This window comes from Acidovorax sp. GW101-3H11 (genome assembly GCF_001633105.1).
In the GTDB taxonomy this organism is placed as follows: domain Bacteria; phylum Pseudomonadota; class Gammaproteobacteria; order Burkholderiales; family Burkholderiaceae_C; genus Acidovorax.
The window spans coordinates 131395-150582 of the sequence record NZ_LUKZ01000029.1 but is presented as its reverse complement, the minus strand read 5'-3'; the positions used below and the strand labels follow the sequence as shown (position 1 = coordinate 150582).

The 19188-nt window shown below is 68.8% G+C and carries 20 protein-coding genes; 11 read left to right on the top strand and 9 right to left on the bottom strand.

Annotated elements, in window-relative coordinates:
• The 7 genes from A1D30_RS21060 to A1D30_RS21030 all read right to left on the bottom strand — a co-directional run bounded on the left by A1D30_RS21060 (position 1) and on the right by A1D30_RS21030 (position 7902).
• Positions 1 to 1074, bottom strand: a complete 1074-nt coding sequence (locus tag A1D30_RS21060) for an XdhC family protein (RefSeq protein WP_063462681.1) — start codon at positions 1072 to 1074, stop codon at positions 1 to 3.
• A 29-nt stretch (positions 1075 to 1103) separates the two neighbouring features.
• The gene (locus tag A1D30_RS21055) at positions 1104 to 1736 is read right to left on the bottom strand and encodes a carbon monoxide dehydrogenase subunit G (RefSeq protein WP_063462680.1); all 633 of its coding nucleotides are present in this window, start codon (positions 1734 to 1736) and stop codon (positions 1104 to 1106) included.
• 42 nt (positions 1737 to 1778) lie between these two features.
• Positions 1779 to 2978: a VWA domain-containing protein gene (locus A1D30_RS21050; RefSeq protein WP_242421961.1), complete on the bottom strand. Its 1200-nt coding sequence runs from the start codon at positions 2976 to 2978 to the stop codon at positions 1779 to 1781.
• A gap of 142 nt (positions 2979 to 3120) precedes the next feature.
• Positions 3121 to 4029: a MoxR family ATPase gene (locus tag A1D30_RS21045; RefSeq protein WP_063462678.1), complete on the bottom strand. Its 909-nt coding sequence runs from the start codon at positions 4027 to 4029 to the stop codon at positions 3121 to 3123.
• Positions 4030 to 4223: 194 nt separating this feature from the next.
• Positions 4224 to 5015 carry a xanthine dehydrogenase family protein subunit M gene (locus tag A1D30_RS21040; protein WP_063462677.1) on the bottom strand — a complete coding sequence of 264 codons (792 nt, stop codon included), beginning with the start codon at positions 5013 to 5015 and terminating at the stop codon, positions 4224 to 4226.
• Between the two features lie 12 nt (positions 5016 to 5027).
• On the bottom strand, positions 5028 to 7415 hold the full coding sequence (locus tag A1D30_RS21035) for a xanthine dehydrogenase family protein molybdopterin-binding subunit (protein ID WP_063462676.1): 2388 nt from the start codon (positions 7413 to 7415) through the stop codon (positions 5028 to 5030).
• Positions 7416 to 7431: 16 nt separating this feature from the next.
• Positions 7432 to 7902, bottom strand: a complete 471-nt coding sequence (locus A1D30_RS21030) for a (2Fe-2S)-binding protein (RefSeq protein WP_063462675.1) — start codon at positions 7900 to 7902, stop codon at positions 7432 to 7434.
• 178 nt (positions 7903 to 8080) lie between these two features.
• Between A1D30_RS21030 and A1D30_RS21025 the strand changes: the two genes are divergently transcribed.
• Complete coding sequence (locus A1D30_RS21025) at positions 8081 to 9250, top strand: helix-turn-helix domain-containing protein (RefSeq protein ID WP_063462674.1); 1170 nt, start codon at positions 8081 to 8083, stop codon at positions 9248 to 9250.
• A gap of 140 nt (positions 9251 to 9390) precedes the next feature.
• On the opposite strand, the gene A1D30_RS21020 is transcribed toward A1D30_RS21025, so the two are convergent.
• Complete coding sequence (locus A1D30_RS21020; RefSeq protein ID WP_063462673.1) at positions 9391 to 10185, bottom strand: TOBE domain-containing protein; 795 nt, start codon at positions 10183 to 10185, stop codon at positions 9391 to 9393.
• 39 nt (positions 10186 to 10224) lie between these two features.
• The gene (locus tag A1D30_RS21015; protein ID WP_063462672.1) at positions 10225 to 10668 is read right to left on the bottom strand and encodes a helix-turn-helix domain-containing protein; all 444 of its coding nucleotides are present in this window, start codon (positions 10666 to 10668) and stop codon (positions 10225 to 10227) included.
• A gap of 106 nt (positions 10669 to 10774) precedes the next feature.
• Between A1D30_RS21015 and A1D30_RS21010 the strand changes: the two genes are divergently transcribed.
• The 10 genes from A1D30_RS21010 to A1D30_RS20965 all read left to right on the top strand — a co-directional run bounded on the left by A1D30_RS21010 (position 10775) and on the right by A1D30_RS20965 (position 19187).
• A complete protein-coding gene (locus A1D30_RS21010; protein WP_063462671.1) occupies positions 10775 to 11272 on the top strand; it encodes a DUF2938 domain-containing protein in 498 nt (165 codons plus the stop codon).
• 59 nt (positions 11273 to 11331) lie between these two features.
• A complete protein-coding gene (locus tag A1D30_RS21005) occupies positions 11332 to 11931 on the top strand; it encodes a flavodoxin family protein (RefSeq protein WP_063462729.1) in 600 nt (199 codons plus the stop codon).
• Positions 11928 to 12176 (top strand): DUF2798 domain-containing protein, encoded by a 249-nt coding sequence (locus tag A1D30_RS21000; protein ID WP_063462670.1) that lies wholly within the window; start codon positions 11928 to 11930, stop codon positions 12174 to 12176. Before A1D30_RS21005 ends, A1D30_RS21000 begins: the two co-directional genes overlap by 4 nt.
• Before the next feature lie 79 nt (positions 12177 to 12255).
• Positions 12256 to 14226, top strand: coding sequence for a diguanylate cyclase (locus A1D30_RS20995; protein WP_063462669.1), 1971 nt, complete (start codon positions 12256 to 12258; stop codon positions 14224 to 14226).
• 162 nt (positions 14227 to 14388) lie between these two features.
• Positions 14389 to 15159 carry a molybdate ABC transporter substrate-binding protein gene (modA, locus tag A1D30_RS20990; protein WP_063462668.1) on the top strand — a complete coding sequence of 257 codons (771 nt, stop codon included), beginning with the start codon at positions 14389 to 14391 and terminating at the stop codon, positions 15157 to 15159.
• Positions 15160 to 15194: 35 nt separating this feature from the next.
• A complete protein-coding gene (modB, locus tag A1D30_RS20985; protein WP_063462667.1) occupies positions 15195 to 15875 on the top strand; it encodes a molybdate ABC transporter permease subunit in 681 nt (226 codons plus the stop codon).
• Positions 15876 to 15882: 7 nt separating this feature from the next.
• A complete protein-coding gene (gene modC, locus A1D30_RS20980; RefSeq protein ID WP_063462728.1) occupies positions 15883 to 17034 on the top strand; it encodes a molybdenum ABC transporter ATP-binding protein in 1152 nt (383 codons plus the stop codon).
• Between the two features lie 169 nt (positions 17035 to 17203).
• Positions 17204 to 18331 carry a saccharopine dehydrogenase NADP-binding domain-containing protein gene (locus A1D30_RS20975; RefSeq protein WP_063462666.1) on the top strand — a complete coding sequence of 376 codons (1128 nt, stop codon included), beginning with the start codon at positions 17204 to 17206 and terminating at the stop codon, positions 18329 to 18331.
• The gene (locus A1D30_RS20970; RefSeq protein WP_063462665.1) at positions 18328 to 18714 is read left to right on the top strand and encodes a DoxX-like family protein; all 387 of its coding nucleotides are present in this window, start codon (positions 18328 to 18330) and stop codon (positions 18712 to 18714) included. The genes A1D30_RS20975 and A1D30_RS20970 overlap by 4 nt, the downstream gene beginning before the upstream one ends.
• Complete coding sequence (locus A1D30_RS20965; protein WP_063462664.1) at positions 18711 to 19187, top strand: DUF2269 domain-containing protein; 477 nt, start codon at positions 18711 to 18713, stop codon at positions 19185 to 19187. Before A1D30_RS20970 ends, A1D30_RS20965 begins: the two co-directional genes overlap by 4 nt.
• The last annotated feature ends 1 nt before the right edge of the window (position 19188 follow it).

Genomic DNA, 19188 nt, shown 5'->3' with positions numbered 1-19188 from the left:
TCAACCCACGCCGCACACCCGCGCACCCGGGTCATTGTGCGCCAGTTCGCGCTCGTTCTTGGCCTGGGCCACCTCCATGTCGCGCGGCAGGGTCACGCCGTTCTTCACGGCCAGGATCTCGGCCATCACGCTCACCGCGATCTCAGGCGGTGTCTTGCTGCCGATGTAGATGCCAATCGGGCCGCGCAGGCGCGCCAGGCTGGCCTCGGTCTGGTCGAAGTGCTCGATCATGCGCGCGCGGCGGGCTTCGTTGTTGCGGCGCGAGCCAATGCCGCCCACATAGAACGCCTCGGTGTTCAGCGCCTCCAGCAGCGCCAGGTCGTCGAGCTTGGGGTCGTGCGTGAGCGCCACCACGCAGCTGCGGCGGTCGGGCTTGAAGGCCAGCACCACGTCGTCGGGCATGTCGCCCACCACCGTGGCGCCCGCCACGCTCCAGCTGCCCCGGTATTCCTCGCGCGGGTCGCACACCGTCACCGCAAAACCATTGAACAAGGCCATGGTGGCCAGGTACTCGGTGAGCTGCCCTGCACCGATGAGCAGCATGCGGTACTCGGGCCCGAAGGTGTTGGTGAGCTGCACCGCATCCACCGCCAGGTCCTCGGGCGCCTGGGTGGGCGCCAGGGTCACGGCGCCATCGGCCAGGCGCACCGTGCGCTGCATGAGGCGCCCGGCGGCCAGCTGGGCAATCAACGCGGCCAGCAAGGTGGGATCGGGGTCGTACTCCAGCAGCAGCTCCAGCGTGCCGCCACAGGGCAGGCCAAAGCGGTGTGCTTCGTCGGCGCTGATGCCGTATTTGACAAACGACGGGGGCCCGCTGGGGATGCTGTGGGCGCCGCCGGACGTTGCCGCAGCGGCCTGCGCATAGGCGCGGGTGTGGCGGTCGATCAGGTCGTCCTCGATGCACCCGCCCGACACCGAGCCCACCACCGCGCCATCCTCACACAGCGCCATGATGGAACCCACCGGCCGGGGCGACGAGCCCCAGGTGCGCACCACCGTGGCCAGCAGCGCGCGGCGCCCTGCTGCCCTCCAGCCCTGCAGGGTGCGCAGCACCACAACGTCCAAATTTTCCATGACTCGCTTCCTCTGGGTACCCGGATCACTCAGCCGCGATTGAACCACCAAGCCAGCAACACCAGGGCCCCCGCGCCAACACCCCACGCCCATGCAGGGATACCCCCGCCCTGGATGGCGCCGCCGCCCCCACCCGGCGGTGTGATGGCCTCGGCCTGCACGGCATCCGACGCACCGGCCTGCGGCAACTCAGCGCGCGGAAAGCGGCGCTGCATCTCGTTGTCAAAGCGCTTGAAAAAATCCTCCGCCATGGTCTTGGCCGCGCCATCGATCAGCCGCTGGCCCAGCTGGGCGATCTTGCCGCCCACGGTGGCATGCACTGTGTAGTGCAACTCGCAGCTGGCCTGCCCCACCCCATCCACCGCCAAGGGCACCAGCTTGACCTGGGCATTGCCCTTGCCAAAGCCCGCCACGCCGCCCGAGCCATCAAAGGCGATGTTGTAGCTCTCGGGCGGCACGATGTCGGACAGTGTGATCTTGCCCGCGAATTTGGCCGACACGGGGCCAATCTTGAGCGCCATGGCCACGGCGTACTGGTTGTCCCCCGTTGGCTCGACCTTGTCGCAGCCGGGGATGCACAGCTTGAGGACCTCGGGGTCGTTGAGCGCTTCCCAGGCCTGCTGCTGGCTCACGGCAAGGGTGCGGCTGGCTTGCATTTCCATGGTGGGTTCCTTGTTGTGGGGTTCGGTTCTTGTCGAAATCGGTCATTGCCGCAGCACGCTGGCCAGGCTGGCAGCCAGGTCTTGCAAGCGGCTGAGGTTGTGCACGGCCACCATGCCGTGGGCCTGGCGGTGCAAGGCCGCCGCCCCCCGTGCCGTGGGCGCATAGCCTTCAAAGCGCAGCAAGGGGTTGAGCCACAGCAGGCGGCCACAGTGGCGGCGCAGCCAGGCCAGTTCGTGCTCCAGCACCTCGGGGGCGCCGGTGTCGAGTCCATCGCTGATCAGCAGCACCAGCGTGCGCCGCCCCACCAGGCGCCGCGCATGGTGCAGGCGCAGCTGGGCCAGGCTGCTGCCCATGCGCGTGCCACCGGCAAAGTCGGTGATGGCCTGGGTGGCCGCCTGCAGCATGGCGTCGGTGTCGGCCAGGCGGAAGGCGGGCGTGAGATCGGTGAGCCCCGTGCCAAACGCAAACACGTCGCGGCGCACGCTGGTGCCCACATGGCGCGGCGCGGTGGCGGCGTGCAGAAAAGCCAGCAACAGCCGCGCATAGCGCTCCATGGAGCCCGACACGTCCACCAGCACCAAGAGCGGCAGGGGTTGCTGGCGCCGCTGCAGCAGGGGCACACGCAGCACCTCGCCACCGCTGCGCGCGGCCAGGTGCATGGCGCCCGGCCAGTGCGGGCGGCTACCCCGCACCCCGGGGCGCGTGCGGCGGGCGGCGTAGTGCGGCAGGGGCAAGGGAATCTCGCGCGCGAGGCGTTCCACCAGCAGGTACTCGCTGGCCGAGAGCTGGTTGAAGTCGGCCTGCCGCAGGCGCTGCAGGTCGCTGGCCGTCATCGCAGCGTCGAAGTCCACCTTGTCTTCTTCGCGCGGCGGCGGTGCATTGCGGGCAGCACGCACCGGGGCCAGCGCCTCGCTCACGCGCGGGCGGCGCTTGGCGGGTTCGGCCTTCGATTCGGCGCTGGGCAGCATCTGTGCCAGCAGCTTCTGGGCCACGTTGGGGTTGCGGAAGTAGGCGTCGAACAGCTCGCGGAACACCAGCCGGTCCTGCTCGCGGCTGATCAGCACGGCCTCCAGCGCGGCGCAAAAATCCTCGCGCTGCAGGCCCACCAGCATCACCGCTTGCTGGGCCAGCGCCATGCGGGCGGAGTCCACGCGCACACCGGCGCGGCGCAGGGTGCGGCCAAAGCCGCTCAGGTTGTCGGCGAGCTTGCCAGTGCGGGCATCGCCGAGCTGGGAGACCATCGCGCCCTCTACCATGGCCACCCCTTCATACGGATTCGCGTTCGATCAATCAGAACCGTTCGGGCTGAGCTTGTCGAAGCCTCACGCGGCGCTTCGACAAGCTCAGCGTGAACGGCTCCATATTTTTGGATGCACATCGGTATCAGGCATCAGCGTCGGCGGGCTGCAGCAGCTGCACCGCCATGTCGCGCGTGAGCGCCGCCACATCTTCGCGCTGCTTGAACAAGATGCCCGCCGTGTCGGACACCACCTCCGGGTCCACCACGATGGTGTCGAGCGCGACCAGCGCCTTGGCCCATTCCACGCTCTCCGCAATGCCCGGCGCACGCTGGAAGGCGTTGGCAAACGGCTGGCTGCGCAGGCGGCCCACAAACTCGGCCACCTGCTGCGCCAGCGCGGCGCTGGCACCAGGCACCTGGGCCCGCACAATGGCCAGCTCGCGCTCGCGCTCCGGGTAGTCCAGCCAGTGGTACAGGCAGCGGCGTTTGACGGCGTCGTGCAAATCCCGCGTGCGGTTGCTGGTGAGCAGGGTGACGGGCGTGGCCGTGGCACGCACGGTGCCGATCTCGGGGATGCTGACCTGGTACTCGCCCAGGTATTCGAGCAGGAAGGCCTCGAAGGGCTCGTCGGCACGGTCCACTTCGTCGATGAGCAGCACCGCGCCGGGCGCGGGGGCCTGCAGCGCCTGCAGCAGGGGGCGGCGGATGAGGTAGCGGTCCTGGTACACCTCGCGCTCCACCTGCGCCATGTCGGCACTTCCTTGGCCCTCCGCAGCGCGCATATGCAGCAACTGGGCGGCGTAATTCCACTCATACAGCGCCTCGCGCTGCTCCAGGCCGTCGTAGCACTGCAGGCGGATCAGGCTGCGCGCCAGCACCTCAGACAGCGCCTTGGCCAGCGCCGTCTTGCCCACACCGGGCTCGCCCTCCAGCAGCAGCGGGCGCTGCAGCTTGAGCGCCAAAAACACCGCCGTGGCCAGGCGCCGGTCGGCAAAATAACCCACGCTTTGCAGCGCCTGCACCAGGGCATCGACGGTGGTTGGCAAACTCATTGCTACTCTTTATATAGCTACTAGCGCTTGATGGACGCGCGCAGGAGGCCTATTTGGCTATCAATTGATCTTGTCGGCAATGCGCCCGGGCTCTGGCAAGTGCTGTCCGGACGGTTGCCACGACCCGCGCCACAGGCCATAGGTCGGGTGACGCCCTGACGGGCCCACCCGACCTGCGGTGCTGCGCGCCCTGCTCAACCGAGCATCTTCTGCACGGCCCTCTGCGTCTGCACGCTGATCAGGTTGGCGCGGTAGGCCGCACTGGCGTGGATGTCGCTGTTCAGGTCGCTGGCGTCGATCGTCACCCCCGCTGCCGCTGCAGCCGTGAAGCTCTGGCTCAGCGCCGCCTCCAGCCCCGCGTGGCGGAACACGCTGGTCGCGGCGCCGGTGATGGCTACGCGCACACCGCTGTCCGTCTGCGCCACAAACACCCCCACCAGCGAGAAGCGCGACGCGGGCTGCTTGAACTTCATGTAGGCCGCGCGCTGGGGGATGGGGAAGCGGATGGCGGTGATGATTTCGCCCTCCTCCAGCGCCGTGGTGTACATGCCCACAAAGAAGTCGTCGGCTGCGATCTCGCGTTTGTTGGTAATGACCGTAGCGCCCAGGCCCAGCACCGCGCTGGGGTAGCAGGCAGCAGGGTCGTTGTTGGCTACCGAGCCGCCCAGCGTGCCCCGTGCGCGCACCTGGCGGTCGCCAATGTGGGCGGCCAGGTCGGCAAGTGCGGGAATGGCGGCCTTCACGTCCGCGCTGCTCGCCACGTCCATGTGGCGCGTCATGGCGCCGATGACGAGGGCGTTGCCGTCGCGGCGAATGCCCGCGAGTTCGGCCACGCCGTTCAGGTCCACGATCTTCTCGGGGTTGGCCAGGCGCAGGCGCATGGAAGGCAGCAGGCTTTGCCCGCCCGCCAGCAGCTTGCCGCCCTGGGCGATGTGTTGCGCAGCTGCGGCGACGGAGGTAGGCGCTTCAAAGGTAAATGCGTACATGGTCGAATCTCCTTATGCCTTGGCCGACTGGATGGCTTCCCACACGCGGTGCGGCGATGCGGGCATGTCGAAGTCCTTCACGCCCAGGGGGCGCAGGGCGTCGAGCACGGCGTTGATCACCGCCGGGGGCGAGCCGATGGCCCCGGCCTCGCCGCAGCCCTTGGTACCCAGCGGGTTGTGCGTGCAGGGCGTGCAGACATGGCCCAGCTTGAATTCGGGGAAGTCATCCGCGCGCGGCATGGCGTAGTCCATGAAGCTGCCGGTGAGCAGCTGGCCCGTCTCGCGGTCGTACACGCAGTTCTCCAGCACCGCCTGGCCAATGCCCTGCACCAGCCCGCCGTGCACCTGGCCTTCCACGATCATGGGGTTGATGATGGTGCCGAAGTCGTCCACGGCGGTGAACTTGTCCACGCGCGTGCTGCCGGTGGCGGGGTCAATCTCCACCTCGCAGATGTAGGTGCCCGCCGGGAAGGTGAAGTTGGTCGGGTCATAGAACGCGGTTTCGTTCAGGCCCGGCTCCAGTTTGTCCAGCGGGTAGTTGTGCGGCACGTAGGCCGTGAGCGCCACCTGACCGAACGGGATCTTCTTGTCGGTGCCGCGCACGGTGAACTCGCCGCCGCTGAAGTCGATGTCGGCATCGCTCGCCTCCATCAAATGCGCCGCGATCTTCTTGGCCTTGGCCTCGATCTTGTCCAGCGCCTTCATGATGGCCGCGCCGCCCACGCTGATGGAGCGCGAGCCGTAGGTGCCCATGCCAAACGGCACGCGGCCCGTGTCGCCGTGCACGATGTCCACGTTCTCCACCGGGATGCCCAAGCGCGCGGCCACCACCTGCGCAAACGTGGTTTCGTGCCCCTGGCCGTGGCTGTGTGAGCCGGTGAACACCGTCACGCTGCCCGTAGGGTGCACGCGCACCTCGCCGCATTCGAACAGCCCGGCGCGTGCGCCCAGGGCGCCTGCGATGTTGGATGGCGCAATACCGCAGGCCTCGATGTAGCTGCTGTAGCCGATGCCCCGCTTGAAGCCCTTGGCCTCGCTGGCCGCCTTGCGTGCCGCAAATCCGGCCACGTCGGCCAGCTGCTGCGCCTGCGTCATGCACGCGTGGTAGTCGCCAATGTCGTACTGCAGCGCCACCGGCGTCTGGTACGGGAAGCTGGTGATGAAGTTGCGCTTGCGGATCTCGTCCTGCGAGAGGCCCAGCTCCCACGCGCAGCGGGTGACCAGGCGCTCGAGCAGGTAGGTGGCCTCGGGCCGACCCGCGCCCCGGTAGGCATCCACCGGCGCGGTGTTGGTGAACCACGAATCCACCTCCACGTACACCTGCGGCGTGGTGTACTGGCCCGCCAGCAGCGTGGCATACAGGATGGTGGGCACAGCGCTGGCAAAGGTGCTGAGGTAGGCACCCAGGTTGGCGTGCGTGTGCACCCGCATGGCCAGGAACTTGCCGTCCTTGTCCATGGCCATCTCAGCATGGCTGATGTGGTCACGGCCATGCGCGTCCGACAGGAAGGATTCGCTGCGGTCCGCCACCCACTTGATGTTGCGGTTGAGCTTCTTGGCGGCCCAGGTCAAGCACACGTCCTCGGCATACAGATAGATCTTGGAGCCAAAGCCGCCGCCCACATCGGGCGCAATCACGCGCACCTTGTGCTCGGGCAGGCCCATCACAAACGCCGTCATCAGCAGGCGCTCGACGTGCGGGTTCTGGTTGCTGACGTACAGCGTGTACTCGTCGTTAGCGCGGCTGTAGCTGCCGATGGCCGCGCGCGGCTCCATGGCGTTGGGGATGAGCCGGTTGTTGATCAAATCCAGCTGGGTGACATGGGCGGCGCCCGCAAACGCGGCGTCCACCGCGCCCTTGTCGCCAATGGCCCATTTGAAGCAGTGGTTGTCGGGGGCAATGTCGTGCAGCGCCGCACCGGCCACAGCGCCCGCAGCGGCATCGGCCACGTTGACCACGGCGGGCAGCACGTCGTAGTCCACCTCCACCAGCTCGGCCGCATCGCGTGCCTGCTGCAGCGTCTGGGCCACAACCATGGCCACGTGGTCGCCCACATAGCGCACCTTGCCCTGCGCCAGGATGGGGTGGGGTGGCTCCTTCATGGGCTCGCCATTGGTGCTGGTGATGAGCCAGCCGCAGGGCAAGCCATTGATGTTGTCGGCCGCCACATCGGCGCCCACAAACACACCCAGCACGCCCGGCGCGGCCTTGGCGGCGCTGGTGTTGATGCTGTTGATGCCGGCATGCGCGTGCGGCGAACGCACAAACACGGCATGGCATTGCGCGGCCAGCACCACGTCATCGGTGTACTGGCCCGCGCCGGTGAGGAAGCGGTAGTCCTCCTTACGCTTGAGCGATTCGCCGATGTGCGGCAGCTTGGAAAAGTCGGATGCACCCATGGTTCTTCTCCTGTGTTTAAGCCGAAGCCATGGCTTTTTGGCCGACCTGCACCGCGCGCACGATGTTCTGGTAGCCCGTGCAGCGGCAGATGTTGCCTTCGAGCAGCTCGCGGATCTCGCCCTCGCTCGCGCCGGGGTGGTTCTTGCACAGGTCCACCGCGCTCATCACCATGCCGGGCGTGCAGAAGCCGCACTGCAGGCCGTGGCATTCCTTGAACGCGGCCTGCATGGGGTGCATGGTGCCGTCGGCGGCGGCCATGCCTTCGATGGTGGTCACCTCGGCGCCCTGGGCCTGCACGGCGAGCATGGCGCAGGATTTGACGGCGCGGCCGTTGACGTGCACGGTGCAGGCGCCGCACTGGCTGGTGTCGCAGCCCACATGGGTGCCGGTCAGCAGCAGGTGCTCTCGCAGCGCATGGACAAGCAGGGTGTTGGGAGGGACGTCAACACTGGCAGCGCGCCCGTTGACCGTGAACTGGACTTGCATCTGGCTGTCTCCTGGAAGGGTTTTTGGCTGGATAAGCCAATGCATCTTGTGCCCCGTACTCGCCACATTCCCTAGGGACAACCCTAGATTTGCGGGGCCCCTCGCTGGATATTCTCAAAATGAAACATGTTGCAGCGCACACCGGCGCATCATGCGCAGCTCAAGGATTCGGATCACCATGCTGTCCTCCGCCCCCAGCTCCACCGCCCACCGCCACGCGCTGATTGCGCAGGCCCGCCAGACCCTGCTGGCGGATGGCGCAGCGCCCCTGCGCGCGGAGGTGGAGCCCTGGATAGCGCGGTCGTGGCAGCGCTGCCTGGCGCAGGGCATGGACCCCACGCAGCGTGTGGTGTTCGATGCCGTGAGCGCCCCGGCGCTGCGCCACAGCCTGGAGCAGAACCATGCCCTGCTGCGCGCAGCCCGCCCCGTGCTGGAGCAGCTCACGCGCGCCATTGCGGGCATGCGCTACTTCGCCATCCTGACGGACGCCCGGGGCACCGTGGTCGAGGTGCAGGGCCATTGCGACCCGAGCGACCCGCGCGCCAGCAGCATCGGCCGCGTGGGCATCGACCTCTCGGAAGCCGCCGTGGGCACCACGGCCATTGGCGCGGCGCTGGCCGAGCTGCAGCCCGTGTGGCTGCACCGGGGCGAACATTTTCTGGACGACAACGGCAGCTACAGCTGCGCGGGCGCACCGCTGTTCGACCCCCAGGGCCAGTGCGTGGGCATGCTGGACTTGACCGGCATCGACGTGCCCGAGCGGCCCGAGCTGCGCCACCTGGTGGCGCGCTCGGCCCGCGCCATGGAAGACGCCCTGCTGCTGCAGCGCCCCCATGCGCTGCTGCTGCGTGTGAACTGGCCCGGCTGCACACTGGGCGGCGAAGGCGACGGCCTGCTCGCACTCGACGCCGACGGCTGCGTGGTGGGCGCCAACAGCATGGCCCGCCAGCTGGTGCCCCAGCCCTTGCGCGCCGCCGGAACGTCCACCCACTGCAGCGACCTGCTGGCCATGCCCTGGACCATGCTGTTTGACGCAGCCCGGCGCCACCCCGTGCAGCCGCTGGATTTGCCCCTGTGGTCGGGCCTGCGCCTGCAGGCCCTGGCCCAGTGGCCCGCGCACGCCCACCGCAGCAGCGCCGCCAACCCCGTCAGCGCGTTCAGCACCACCGGGGCCGCGCCCCTGGGTTCCGCCCCCCCGCCAGTGGCCGCACCGCTGCGCGAGGCCGAGACCGCCCTGATCCGCCAGGCCGTGCTGGACGCCCGGGGCAACGTGGCCGAGGCGGCCCGTGCACTGGGCATCAGCCGCGCTACGGTGTACCGCAAGCTGGGCACGCCCAAGGGGCTGTGAGCAGCGCCGCGCCAGCCTACCCCGCCCTCGCGCTGTCCATCACCGTCAAAATTTTGATCAAAAAATGGCCTTTGCGCGCGACCCTATTGCCTTTTAAGCTATCAAATATATAGCATCAACATCTCACAGAACAAGGCCGATCAGAGTTCTGCGAGCGCCAGCACCACGGCGTTTTCCTCCACCACCAGCACCACGGCACTGCCCGCGCGCAGCCCGCTGTGGGGCGCGGCAAAACCCACCATGTGCAGGCCCGCCGCCAGTTCGGCCGACACCTCATCGCCCGATGCACCCCGCACCACACGCGTGGCCCGGCCGGGCAGCTGCAGGGTGCCAGCGGGCGCCGCAGTGGCAATCGCAGATGCCGCGCGCCCGCCACGCTCCACCCGCACCGCCGTGGCCTTGCACAGCGCCAGCACGGCCAGCCCTGGCTGCAGGCCCAGCAGCTCGGCGCTCTCGCGGGTGATGCGTGCGGCCAGTGCCACGGCGCCTGCGCCCTCCCCCTCCAGCCGCAGGTGCACACCCACGATCTGCCCCTGCACCGTGAGCCGGTCCACCACACAGGGCAGCTGGTTGCGCATGCTGGTGCGCACCGCCAGCCGCGCCAGTGCCGGGCCCGCGTGGGGTGTGGCCTGCCAGCGGGCCAGCACGGCACCGCGCGCCTGCGCCATCGCATCGGCGGCGGCCAACAGCTGGTGGCCTGCCTCGGTCAGCTGCGCGCCGCCGCCGCCCGCCCCGCCCACGGCACGGGCCACCAGCGGTGTGCCCGCGAGGTTGGTGAGTGTGTCCACCGCCTGCCACGCGGCCTTGTAGCTCACGCCCACGGCGCGGGCGGCCTGCGAGATGGAGCCACAGGCGCCAATCTGGCGCAGGATGTCGATGCGTTTGTCGGTCAGCGCATGGCCCAGCGCGTCGGTGAGGGAGAGTGAAGCAGGCATGGGCTGATGATGCCTCACAGGGCCCGCCATGCACGCTCTTCAGCCCGCCTTGCGGCGCAGCCCCGCGACCGGCTTGGCCCGCTGTTGCTGGCGCGCCAGCGCACCGTCTGCCGCCGCCTTCAACAGCCGCTGAAAGGACGGGCATTGCGCATGGCTTTCGGCCGGGCAGGCGGCGGCGTGGCGCAGACCATTGCTCATGGCCTTGAGGCGCTTGACCATGGCGTCCAGCTCGTCGGCCTTGGCCGAGAGCAGTTGCCGGTCGATGTGGGGCTCGCCGCCGGGCAGGAACATGGAGCGGATCTCGTCCAGCGAGAACCCCGCCGACTGCCCCAGCGCAATCAGCGCCAGCTGGTCCAGCACGCCGGGCGCAAACCGGCGCCGCTCGCCCGGCGGGGCCACCGAGTGCACCAGCCCCTTTTCTTCGTAGTACCGCAGCGTCGATGCCCGCAGGCCCGAGCGTTTGGCAACTTCTGCAATGTCCATAAAAAAACCTCCAACAAGCCCTTGACTTCAAGTTGACTTGAACTTCTACAGTCCATTCAACCGTGAATTCAACCCGTTTTCACGGCAACCGTCCAAGGAGTTTTTTATGGCATTCCAATGGCAAGACCTCCCGCTCGCCCTGCTGATCGGCGTGGGTGCCACCGCCGTCATGGACGCCTGGCTGGTGCTGCTCCAGCGCCTGGGCGTGCCCACGCTCAACTTCGCGTTCATCGGCCGCTGGGTGGGCCATCTGCTGCGCGGCCAGTTCGCCCACGCAGCCATCGCCAAGGCGGCGCCCATCCGGGGTGAAAAAGCCTGGGGCTGGCTCACGCATTACGCCGTGGGCGTGGGCTTTGCCACGGTGCTGGTGGGCATTCAGGGCGCGGACTGGGTGCGCAGCCCCACCCTGCTGCCCGCACTGGCCCTGGGCGTCGGTACCGTGGCCGCGCCGCTTTTGGTGATGCAACCGGCCATGGGCGCGGGCTTTGCCGCATCGCGCACGCCCACGCCGCTCAAGAACTGCCTGCGCAGCCTGGCCAACCACACCGTTTTTGGCTTCGGCCTGTACCTGTCCGCGCTGGCCATCGGCCTGGTTTCACGATGACCGTCTCGCGCGCGCTCCCCCAGAAGCCCCCCTCAGAAACCACCCAAGGAAAGCACACCATGCAACACATCGCCATCATCTATCACAGCGCCCACGGCCACACCGCCCACATCGCGCAGCAGGTCTGCCAGGGCGCCCGGGGCGTTCCCGGCATCCAGGCCGAGCTGGTCCGGGCCGAAGACCTGGCCCACACCCCCGACGCCCTGCTGCGCTACGACGGCGTCATCCTCGGCTCGCCCACCTACCTGGGCGGGGTGTCCGGGCCGTTCAAGACCTTCATGGACGCCACCGGCCGCCTGTGGAAGACGCAGCAGCTCAAGAACCGGCTCGCAGCGGGCTTCACCGTGTCGTCGCTGCCTGCGGGTGACAAGCAGTCCACGCTGCTGTCGATGTTTGTGTTTGCCATGCAGCACGGCATGGTGTGGGTGGGCAACCCCATCCTGCCCGAGCAGCATGCCGGTGTGCCGTACGACGAGGCAGCGAACCGGCTGGGCTCCTGGTCGGGCCTGATGGCCCAGACGGGCCACGGCTCGCCCGCCAACGCTTTTGCCCCGGGCGATGTGAAGACGGCCCGGATGTTTGGCCGACATTTCGCGCACACCCTGTTGCGCCTGGGTGCGGCAGCCGCACACCCGTCCCACGAGGAGATCGCGGCATGATCCCCGCGCGCTACGGCCCGGCGCTGTTCAGCCTGATCCTGTCGGGCACCATGTCACTGCTGGTGTCGGGCATTGCCACCTACCGCAGCCTCCCGCCCCAGCAGGGCTTTGTGGGCCCGTGGATGAACGCCTGGCTGACCGCGTGGCTGCTGGCCTTTCCGGCCGTGATGCTGGCCGCACCGCTGGCCCGCCGGGCCGTGGCCTGGCTCACCACACCCGGCACCACAGGGCCGCACCACCCCTGAAACGCGGCGGTTGCAGCCGACCGGGGCTCCGGGCAAAACAGCGTTTCGCCACGCCCCAAAAGCGGCTACGCTGCGGCCCATGCACCCCACCACGCTCCCGCCACGCACCGTGCGCCTGCGCCTGCGCATGTGGCTGCTGGGCCTGTCGCTGCTGACGACCCTGCCGCTGCTGGTGTTTGCGCTGTCGGTGGTGTGGGAGTTCAAGGAGTTCCAGCAGCGCACCCTGGTGGAGCAGCTGGAGCGCCGCAGCGACGAGCTGGCCCACAGCGTGGCAGAAAAGCTGCACAGCACCCTGGGCACCCTCAACGCGCTGGCCGAATCCGATGCCGCCCTGGCGCTGGACGCGCCCGGCCTGTACCTCCACGCCAAGCGTGTTGTCGCCCGCGACCCCGATATCCGCGCGATCACCCTGGTCACCCAGGACCGCATCCTTTTCCTGACGGCCGCCCCGTTTGGGCGCACCGACCTGCCCGTGAGCGCCGCCGACCGCGTTGCCGCCGCGCTGCGCACCCAGAGCCCAAATGTGTCCGGCCCCTTCTCTTCCCCGGTGAGTCCCATCCAGGTGGTCGCACTCACCGTGCCACTGGCGCGCGAGGGCGAGGCCACCTACGCCTTGCGCGGCATCCTGGCCGTGGACTCGCTCAACAGCCTGGTGGCCGCTGAGCGCCTGCCCGCAGGCTGGATTGCGGGCATCACCGACGCCGAAGGCACGGTGGTGGCGCGCAGCCACGATGCGGCGCGGTATGTGGGCAAACCGGCCAGCGCAACGTTCCGGCAAGGCATCCTCTCCGCCGGGAAACCCACCCCCTTTTTGGGCGCCACGCTGGAAGGCACGCCCACCATGAACCTGGTGCGGCCCGTGTTCGGTTTCGACTGGTACCTGGGCGTGGCCGTGCCGCAGACCATCCTGCACGGCCCCCTGACGGACATGCTGTGGCACATGGCGGGCCTGGGCCTGCTGTGGATGGGGCTGTCGGTGGTCACTGCCATGGCGTTCTCGCGCTACCTGCTGCGCCAGATGAAGGCCGTGGCCCACGCCATGAACGGGTCTGCCGATCCCCGCAGCAGGCCCGTGCCCCTGCGGGTGTCAGAGCTTGCGGCCATTGCCGAGCAGTTTGATGCCACCCAGCGCAGCGAGGCGGCCATGCGCGGTGACCGCGACGTGGCCGTGAACGCACGCGAGCAGGTGCAGGATTTGTACGACCACGCGCCCTGCGGCTACCACTCGCTCGACCAGGAAGGCCGTGTGCTGCGCATGAACCAGACCGAGCTGCAATGGCTGGGCCTGCCGCTGGCACTGGTGCAGGGCCGGGCCTATGCCGACTTCCTGACACCGGCCAGCCAGCAGATCTTCCAGGACCGTTTTCCCCAGTTCATGCACGAAGGGCACATCAAGGACCTGGAGATGGAGCTGCTGACCGCCTCCGGCACGGCCATGCCCATCCTGATCAGCGCCACCGCCATCCACGATGCCCAGGGCCGCTTTGTGGCCAGCCGCTCCACGGTGTTCGACCACACCGAGAAGAAGCGTGTGCAGGCCCAGCTGGAGCGCATGGCGCGCAGCGACGCGCTGACCGGCCTGAGCAACCGGCGTGACTTCTACGACAAGGCCGAACACGAAATCGCGCGCAGCCGCCGCAGCATGCAGGTGTTCTGTGTGCTGATGCTGGACGTGGACTTTTTCAAGAAGATCAACGACGAATACGGCCACGCCGGGGGCGACGATGTGCTGGTGCAGCTGGCGCAGCTGCTGGTGGCCCAGCTGCGCAGCATCGACCTGCCCGCGCGCATCGGCGGCGAAGAGTTTGCCGTGCTCATGCCCGGCACCCCGCTGGCCGAAGCGGTGACTGCGGCCGAACGCCTGCGCCTGGCCCTGCAGACCACCGCCGTGGCCCTGCGCGATGGGCGCGCGGTGCATGTCACGGCCTCCGTCGGGCTGGCGCAATGGGGCCCGGGCGATGCGGACATCGAGGCCACGCTCAAGCGGGCCGACGCAGCGCTCTACCGGGCCAAAGCCCAAGGGCGCAACCAGGTGTGCACTGAAGAGTGACGCCCATCAGGCGGTCTGCTGCACGGCGGTGCCACCGGCAAGGTCTTCGTCCCTTCGCCCCTGGCTCCCATCTCACATACAAGCCATCGCGGGCAGGCCGTCAGCGGGGTGTCTATACTCGCTATTCCATTTTTGAATAACGACACCCTCGCGTCCACCGCCATGTTCCACCACCCCGCTCCCGCGCTTCGCGCCATCGTTGGCTGGATCGGTCTCGCGCTGGCCTCCGTACAGGCAGCGCAGGCCGACACCGTCTCTGTCGCAGTGGCCGCCAACTTCACGGCCCCCATGCAGAAGATCGCTGCGGCCTTCGAGGCCGACACCGGCCACAAGGCCGAGTTGTCGTTTGGCGCCACGGGCAAGTTCTATGCGCAGATCGCCAACGGCGCGCCGTTCCAGATCCTGCTGTCGGCCGACGACACCACCCCCGCCCGGCTGGAGAAGGAGGGCAAGGCCGTGGCCAGCGCGCGCTTCACCTACGCCATCGGCACGCTGGTGCTGTGGAGCGCCCAGCCCGGCTATGTGGACGCCCAGGGCAGCGTGCTCAAGACCGGCGACTTCAAGCACCTGGCCATTGCCAACCCCAAGCTGGCCCCCTACGGCCTGGCCGCCATGCAGACCATGGACAAGCTGGGGGTGACCGCGCGGCTGCAGCCGCGCTTTGTGCAGGGCGAGAACATTGCCCAGACCCACCAGTTTGTGGCCACCGGCAACGCGCAACTGGGCTTTGTGGCCCTGTCGCAGGTGATGGCCGACGGCAAGATCACGAGCGGCTCGGCGTGGCAGGTGCCCGCCGACCTGCACGAGCCTATTAGGCAGGACGCCGCGCTGCTGGAGTCGGGCAGGGGCAATGCGGCGGCCACTGCGCTGATGCAGTACCTCAAGGGCGACAAGGCGAAGGCCATCATCCGGTCGCACGGCTATAGTTTCTGACCCCCTTCGGCCCACTTTCTCTTCTATGCCCTGCCATGCCCTTCTCCAGCGCTGACCTGGCAGCCATCGGCCTCACGCTGCGGCTGGCGGGCACCACCATGGTGCTGCTGCTGGTGTTGTGCACGCCGCTGGCCTGGTGGCTGGTGCACACGCCGTCGCGCTGGCGCGGGCCGGTGTCGGCCGTGGTGGCGCTGCCCCTGGTGTTGCCGCCCACGGTGATCGGTTTCTATCTGCTGATCACCCTGGGGCCACATGGCCCCATCGGGCAACTCACACAAAGCCTGGGCCTGGGTACGCTGCCTTTCACCTTCTGGGGGCTGGTGGTGGGCTCGCTCATCTACTCGCTGCCGTTCGCGGTGCAACCGCTGCAGCACGCGTTTGAAAGCATCGGCACACGCCCGCTGGAGGCTGCCGCCACACTGGGCGCGGGGCCCATCGACCGGTTTTTTACCGTGGCGCTGCCGCTGGCCCGCCCGGGCTTCATCACCGCAGCCATCCTGAGCTTTGCGCACACCGTGGGCGAGTTCGGCGTGGTGCTCATGCTGGGCGGCAACATCCCCGGCGTGACGCGTGTGGTGTCGGTGCAGATTTACGACCATGTGGAGGCGCTGGAATACGCCCAGGCGCACTGGCTGGCCGGGGGCATGGTGGTGTTCTCTTTCCTCGTGCTGCTGGGCCTGAACCTCACGCGGCGCCGCGCGTCCATGGTGTCGTGAGGCAATGATGGAAACCGCACCGCCCCTGCCCTCCATCGACGCCCGCCTGCACCTGGCGCGCCCCGGCTTCACGCTGAACGTGGATCTGCACCTGCCCGGGCGTGGCGTGACGGCGCTGTTCGGCCCCTCGGGCTGCGGCAAGACCACCTGCCTGCGCGCCATTGCGGGCTTGACCCGCAACTACCCAGATACGGGCTTGACCCGCAATCGTCCGAACCCGGGCCTGGCCCGCGCCCAGCCCGGCCGCGTGGTGGTCAATGGCGAGGTCTGGCAGGACGACGCAGCGAAGCTCTGGCGCGCCACCCACGAACGCGCGCTGGGCTATGTATTTCAGGAGGCCAGCCTGTTCGACCACCTGAACGTGCGCGGCAACATCACCTACGGCCTGCAGCGCACGCCGCCCGCGCGCCGCCAGGTGGCGCTGGAGCAGGCCGTGGAACTGCTGGGCATCGGCCACCTGATGGAGCGCAAGCCCCAGGCCCTGTCGGGCGGCGAGCGCCAGCGCGTGGCCATTGCGCGTGCGCTGGCCACCAGCCCGCGCCTGCTGCTCATGGACGAACCCCTGGCCGCGCTGGACGCGCAGCGCAAGGCCGAGGTCCTGCCCTATCTAGAAAAGCTGCACCGCGCGCTCGACATCCCCGTGCTGTACGTGAGCCACGCCATCGACGAGGTCGCACGGCTGGCGAGCCACATGGTGCTGCTGCGCGAAGGCCGCGTGCTGGCCCAGGGCCCCACGGGCGAGCTGATCACCCGCCTGGACCTGCCCCTGGCCCATGGCGATGCAGCCGCCACGGTGATCGAAGGCACGGTGCAGCAACACGATGCGCGCGACCACATCACCACCGTGGGGTTCAGCGGCGGGCAGTTGCTGCTGGTCAGCCCCACGGCGCGTGCGCCGGGCGAGGCACTGCGCCTGCGCGTGCAGGCCCGCGACGTGAGCCTGGCCCTGGCCGCGCCCAGCGACAGCAGCATCCTCAACATCCTGCCCGCCACCGTGGTGGCCGTGGCCGAAGACAGCCCGGGCCAGTGCATGGTGGCGCTGGATGCCGGGGCCACGCGGCTGCTGGCGCGGGTCACCCAGCGGTCGGCCCAGGCGCTGGCGCTGGCGCCGGGCCGGGCGGTGTTTGCCCAGGTCAAGGGCGTTGCCATCGTGAACTGACCCCGTCCGAAACCGGCTCCCATCGACCGTATGATGGCCCGCAGAAACAAAGCGCAAAGGGGAGAGCAGGGTGGTCATGGCATGGACAAAACAATGCAGACGATTAACGACCGGTGCGAACGCGCGACGCCTTGAAGGCTTGCACCCCAAGCCGCGCGGGGCCTGAACGATGGCAGCCCTCAAAACCCTGGTCCTCGGCGGCTACGGCAACTTTGGCGCACGCATCTGCCGTGCGCTGGCGGGCGACACGGCCACCGACCATGGCATCGAACTGCTGGTAGCAGGCCGCCATGCCACCCGCGCCCAGGCCCTGGCGCACACCCTGGGCCACGGCGCGCAAGGCATCGCGCTGGACCACCAGGCGCCCGGCCTGGCCGAACGGCTGCGTACGCTGGGCGTGGGCCTGGTGATCCACACGGCAGGCCCCTTCCAAGCCCAGGCCTATGGCGTGGCCCAGGCCGCTGCCGAGGCGGGCGCGCACTACATCGACCTGGCCGACGGGCGCCGGTTTGTGTGCGACTTTCCGGCAGCGCTGCAGGCCACGTTTGCAGCGGCCGGGTGCACCGCCGTGACCGGAGCCAGCACCGTGCCCGCGCTGTCGTCGGCCGTCATCGACCACCTGTGCGCAGGCTGGCAGCACATCGACGGCATCGACATCTGCATCGCCCCCGCACAGCGCGCGCCACGCGGCGAGGCCACGCTGGCCGCCGTGCTGAGCTATTGCGGGCTGCCGATTCCCGTGTGGGAAGGCGGCCGCTGGCAAGCCCGCCGGGGCTGGGCAGCGCCCACCCCCGTACAGTTCCACCGCCTGCGGCCACGCCTGGGGGCGGTGTGCGACATCCCGGATCTGGAGATTTTCCCGGCCCACTATCGGGTGCGCGATAGCGTCCTGTTCCGCGCCGCGCTGGAAGTGGGCATCGCGCAGCGCAGCTTCGCCACCCTGGCCGCCCTGCGCCACTGGGGGCTGCTGCCCCACCCCGAAAAGCTGGCGGGGCTGCTGCACCGCACCGGCGGCGTGCTCGACGCCCTGGGCACCCCCTTGGGCGGCATGGTGGTGCGCGTGGCAGGTGCCGACGCCCAGGGCCAGCCGCGCCAACGCGCGTGGCACATTGCGGCCGACCACGACCACGGCCCCGAGATCCCCTGCATGGCCACCATCCTGCTGGCCCGGCAACTGGCCGCCGGGCAGGGCCTGCCCACTGGAGCCCACACCAGCACCGGCCTGCTGCCGCTGGCGTCTTTTGCGCCCGAGTTTGCGAAGTGGGGCATGGTGACAGACACCGTGGAGGAGGCATGACGCCCGCCGCGCATGGTTTGCTGCGCTGGAGCCTCGTCTTCGTGTGGCTGGCCACGGCCCTGGTGAGCGTGGTGGAACTGAACGGGCAAAGCCGTGCGCTGCTGGTCAGCCTGCCCCCTGCATGGACCAACATCGCCGGGCTGGCGCCCTCACTCATCCTGGCCGGTGCCGCCGCCGACGCGGCGCTGGGCGTCTGGATGGCTTGGCGCCCCGGCCGAGCCGCCTACCTTGCAGCCCTGGTGCTGATGGGGATCATGACCCTGCTGGCCAGCGCCATCGACCCGTCCTGGTGGCTGCACCCGCTGGGCCCGCTCACCAAAAACCTGCCCATTGCCGCCATCCTGCTGGTGCTGCTGCAGGACGAACGCGCGAAGTCGCCATGAGCCTGTACCTCACCCTCAAGTGGCTGCACATCGTCTCCAGCGTGCTGCTGGTGGGCACCGGGCTCGGCTCGGCGTTCTACATGTTCTTCACCAACCGCAGCGGCAATGTGCAGGCGCAGGCCGTGGTCACGCGCCTGGTGGTGCGGGCGGACTGGTGGTTCACCACGCCCACGGTGCTTATCCAGCCCGCCACCGGGCTGGCCATGGCGGCGATGGCGGGTCTGCCCTGGAGCACGCCGTGGCTGGCTGTGTCCATCGCGCTGTACCTGGTGGCCGGGGCCTGCTGGCTGCCCGTGGTGTGGCTGCAGCTGCGCATGCGCGACATGGCTGCGCAGGCCGTGCAGGGCGATGGCGTGCTGCCCCCGCTGTACTGGCGCTATGCGCGCTGGTGGGAGGCGCTGGGCTACCCAGCCTTTGTGGCCATGGCCGTGGTGTTCTACCTGATGGTGAACAAGCCTGCGCTGGGCTTCTGAA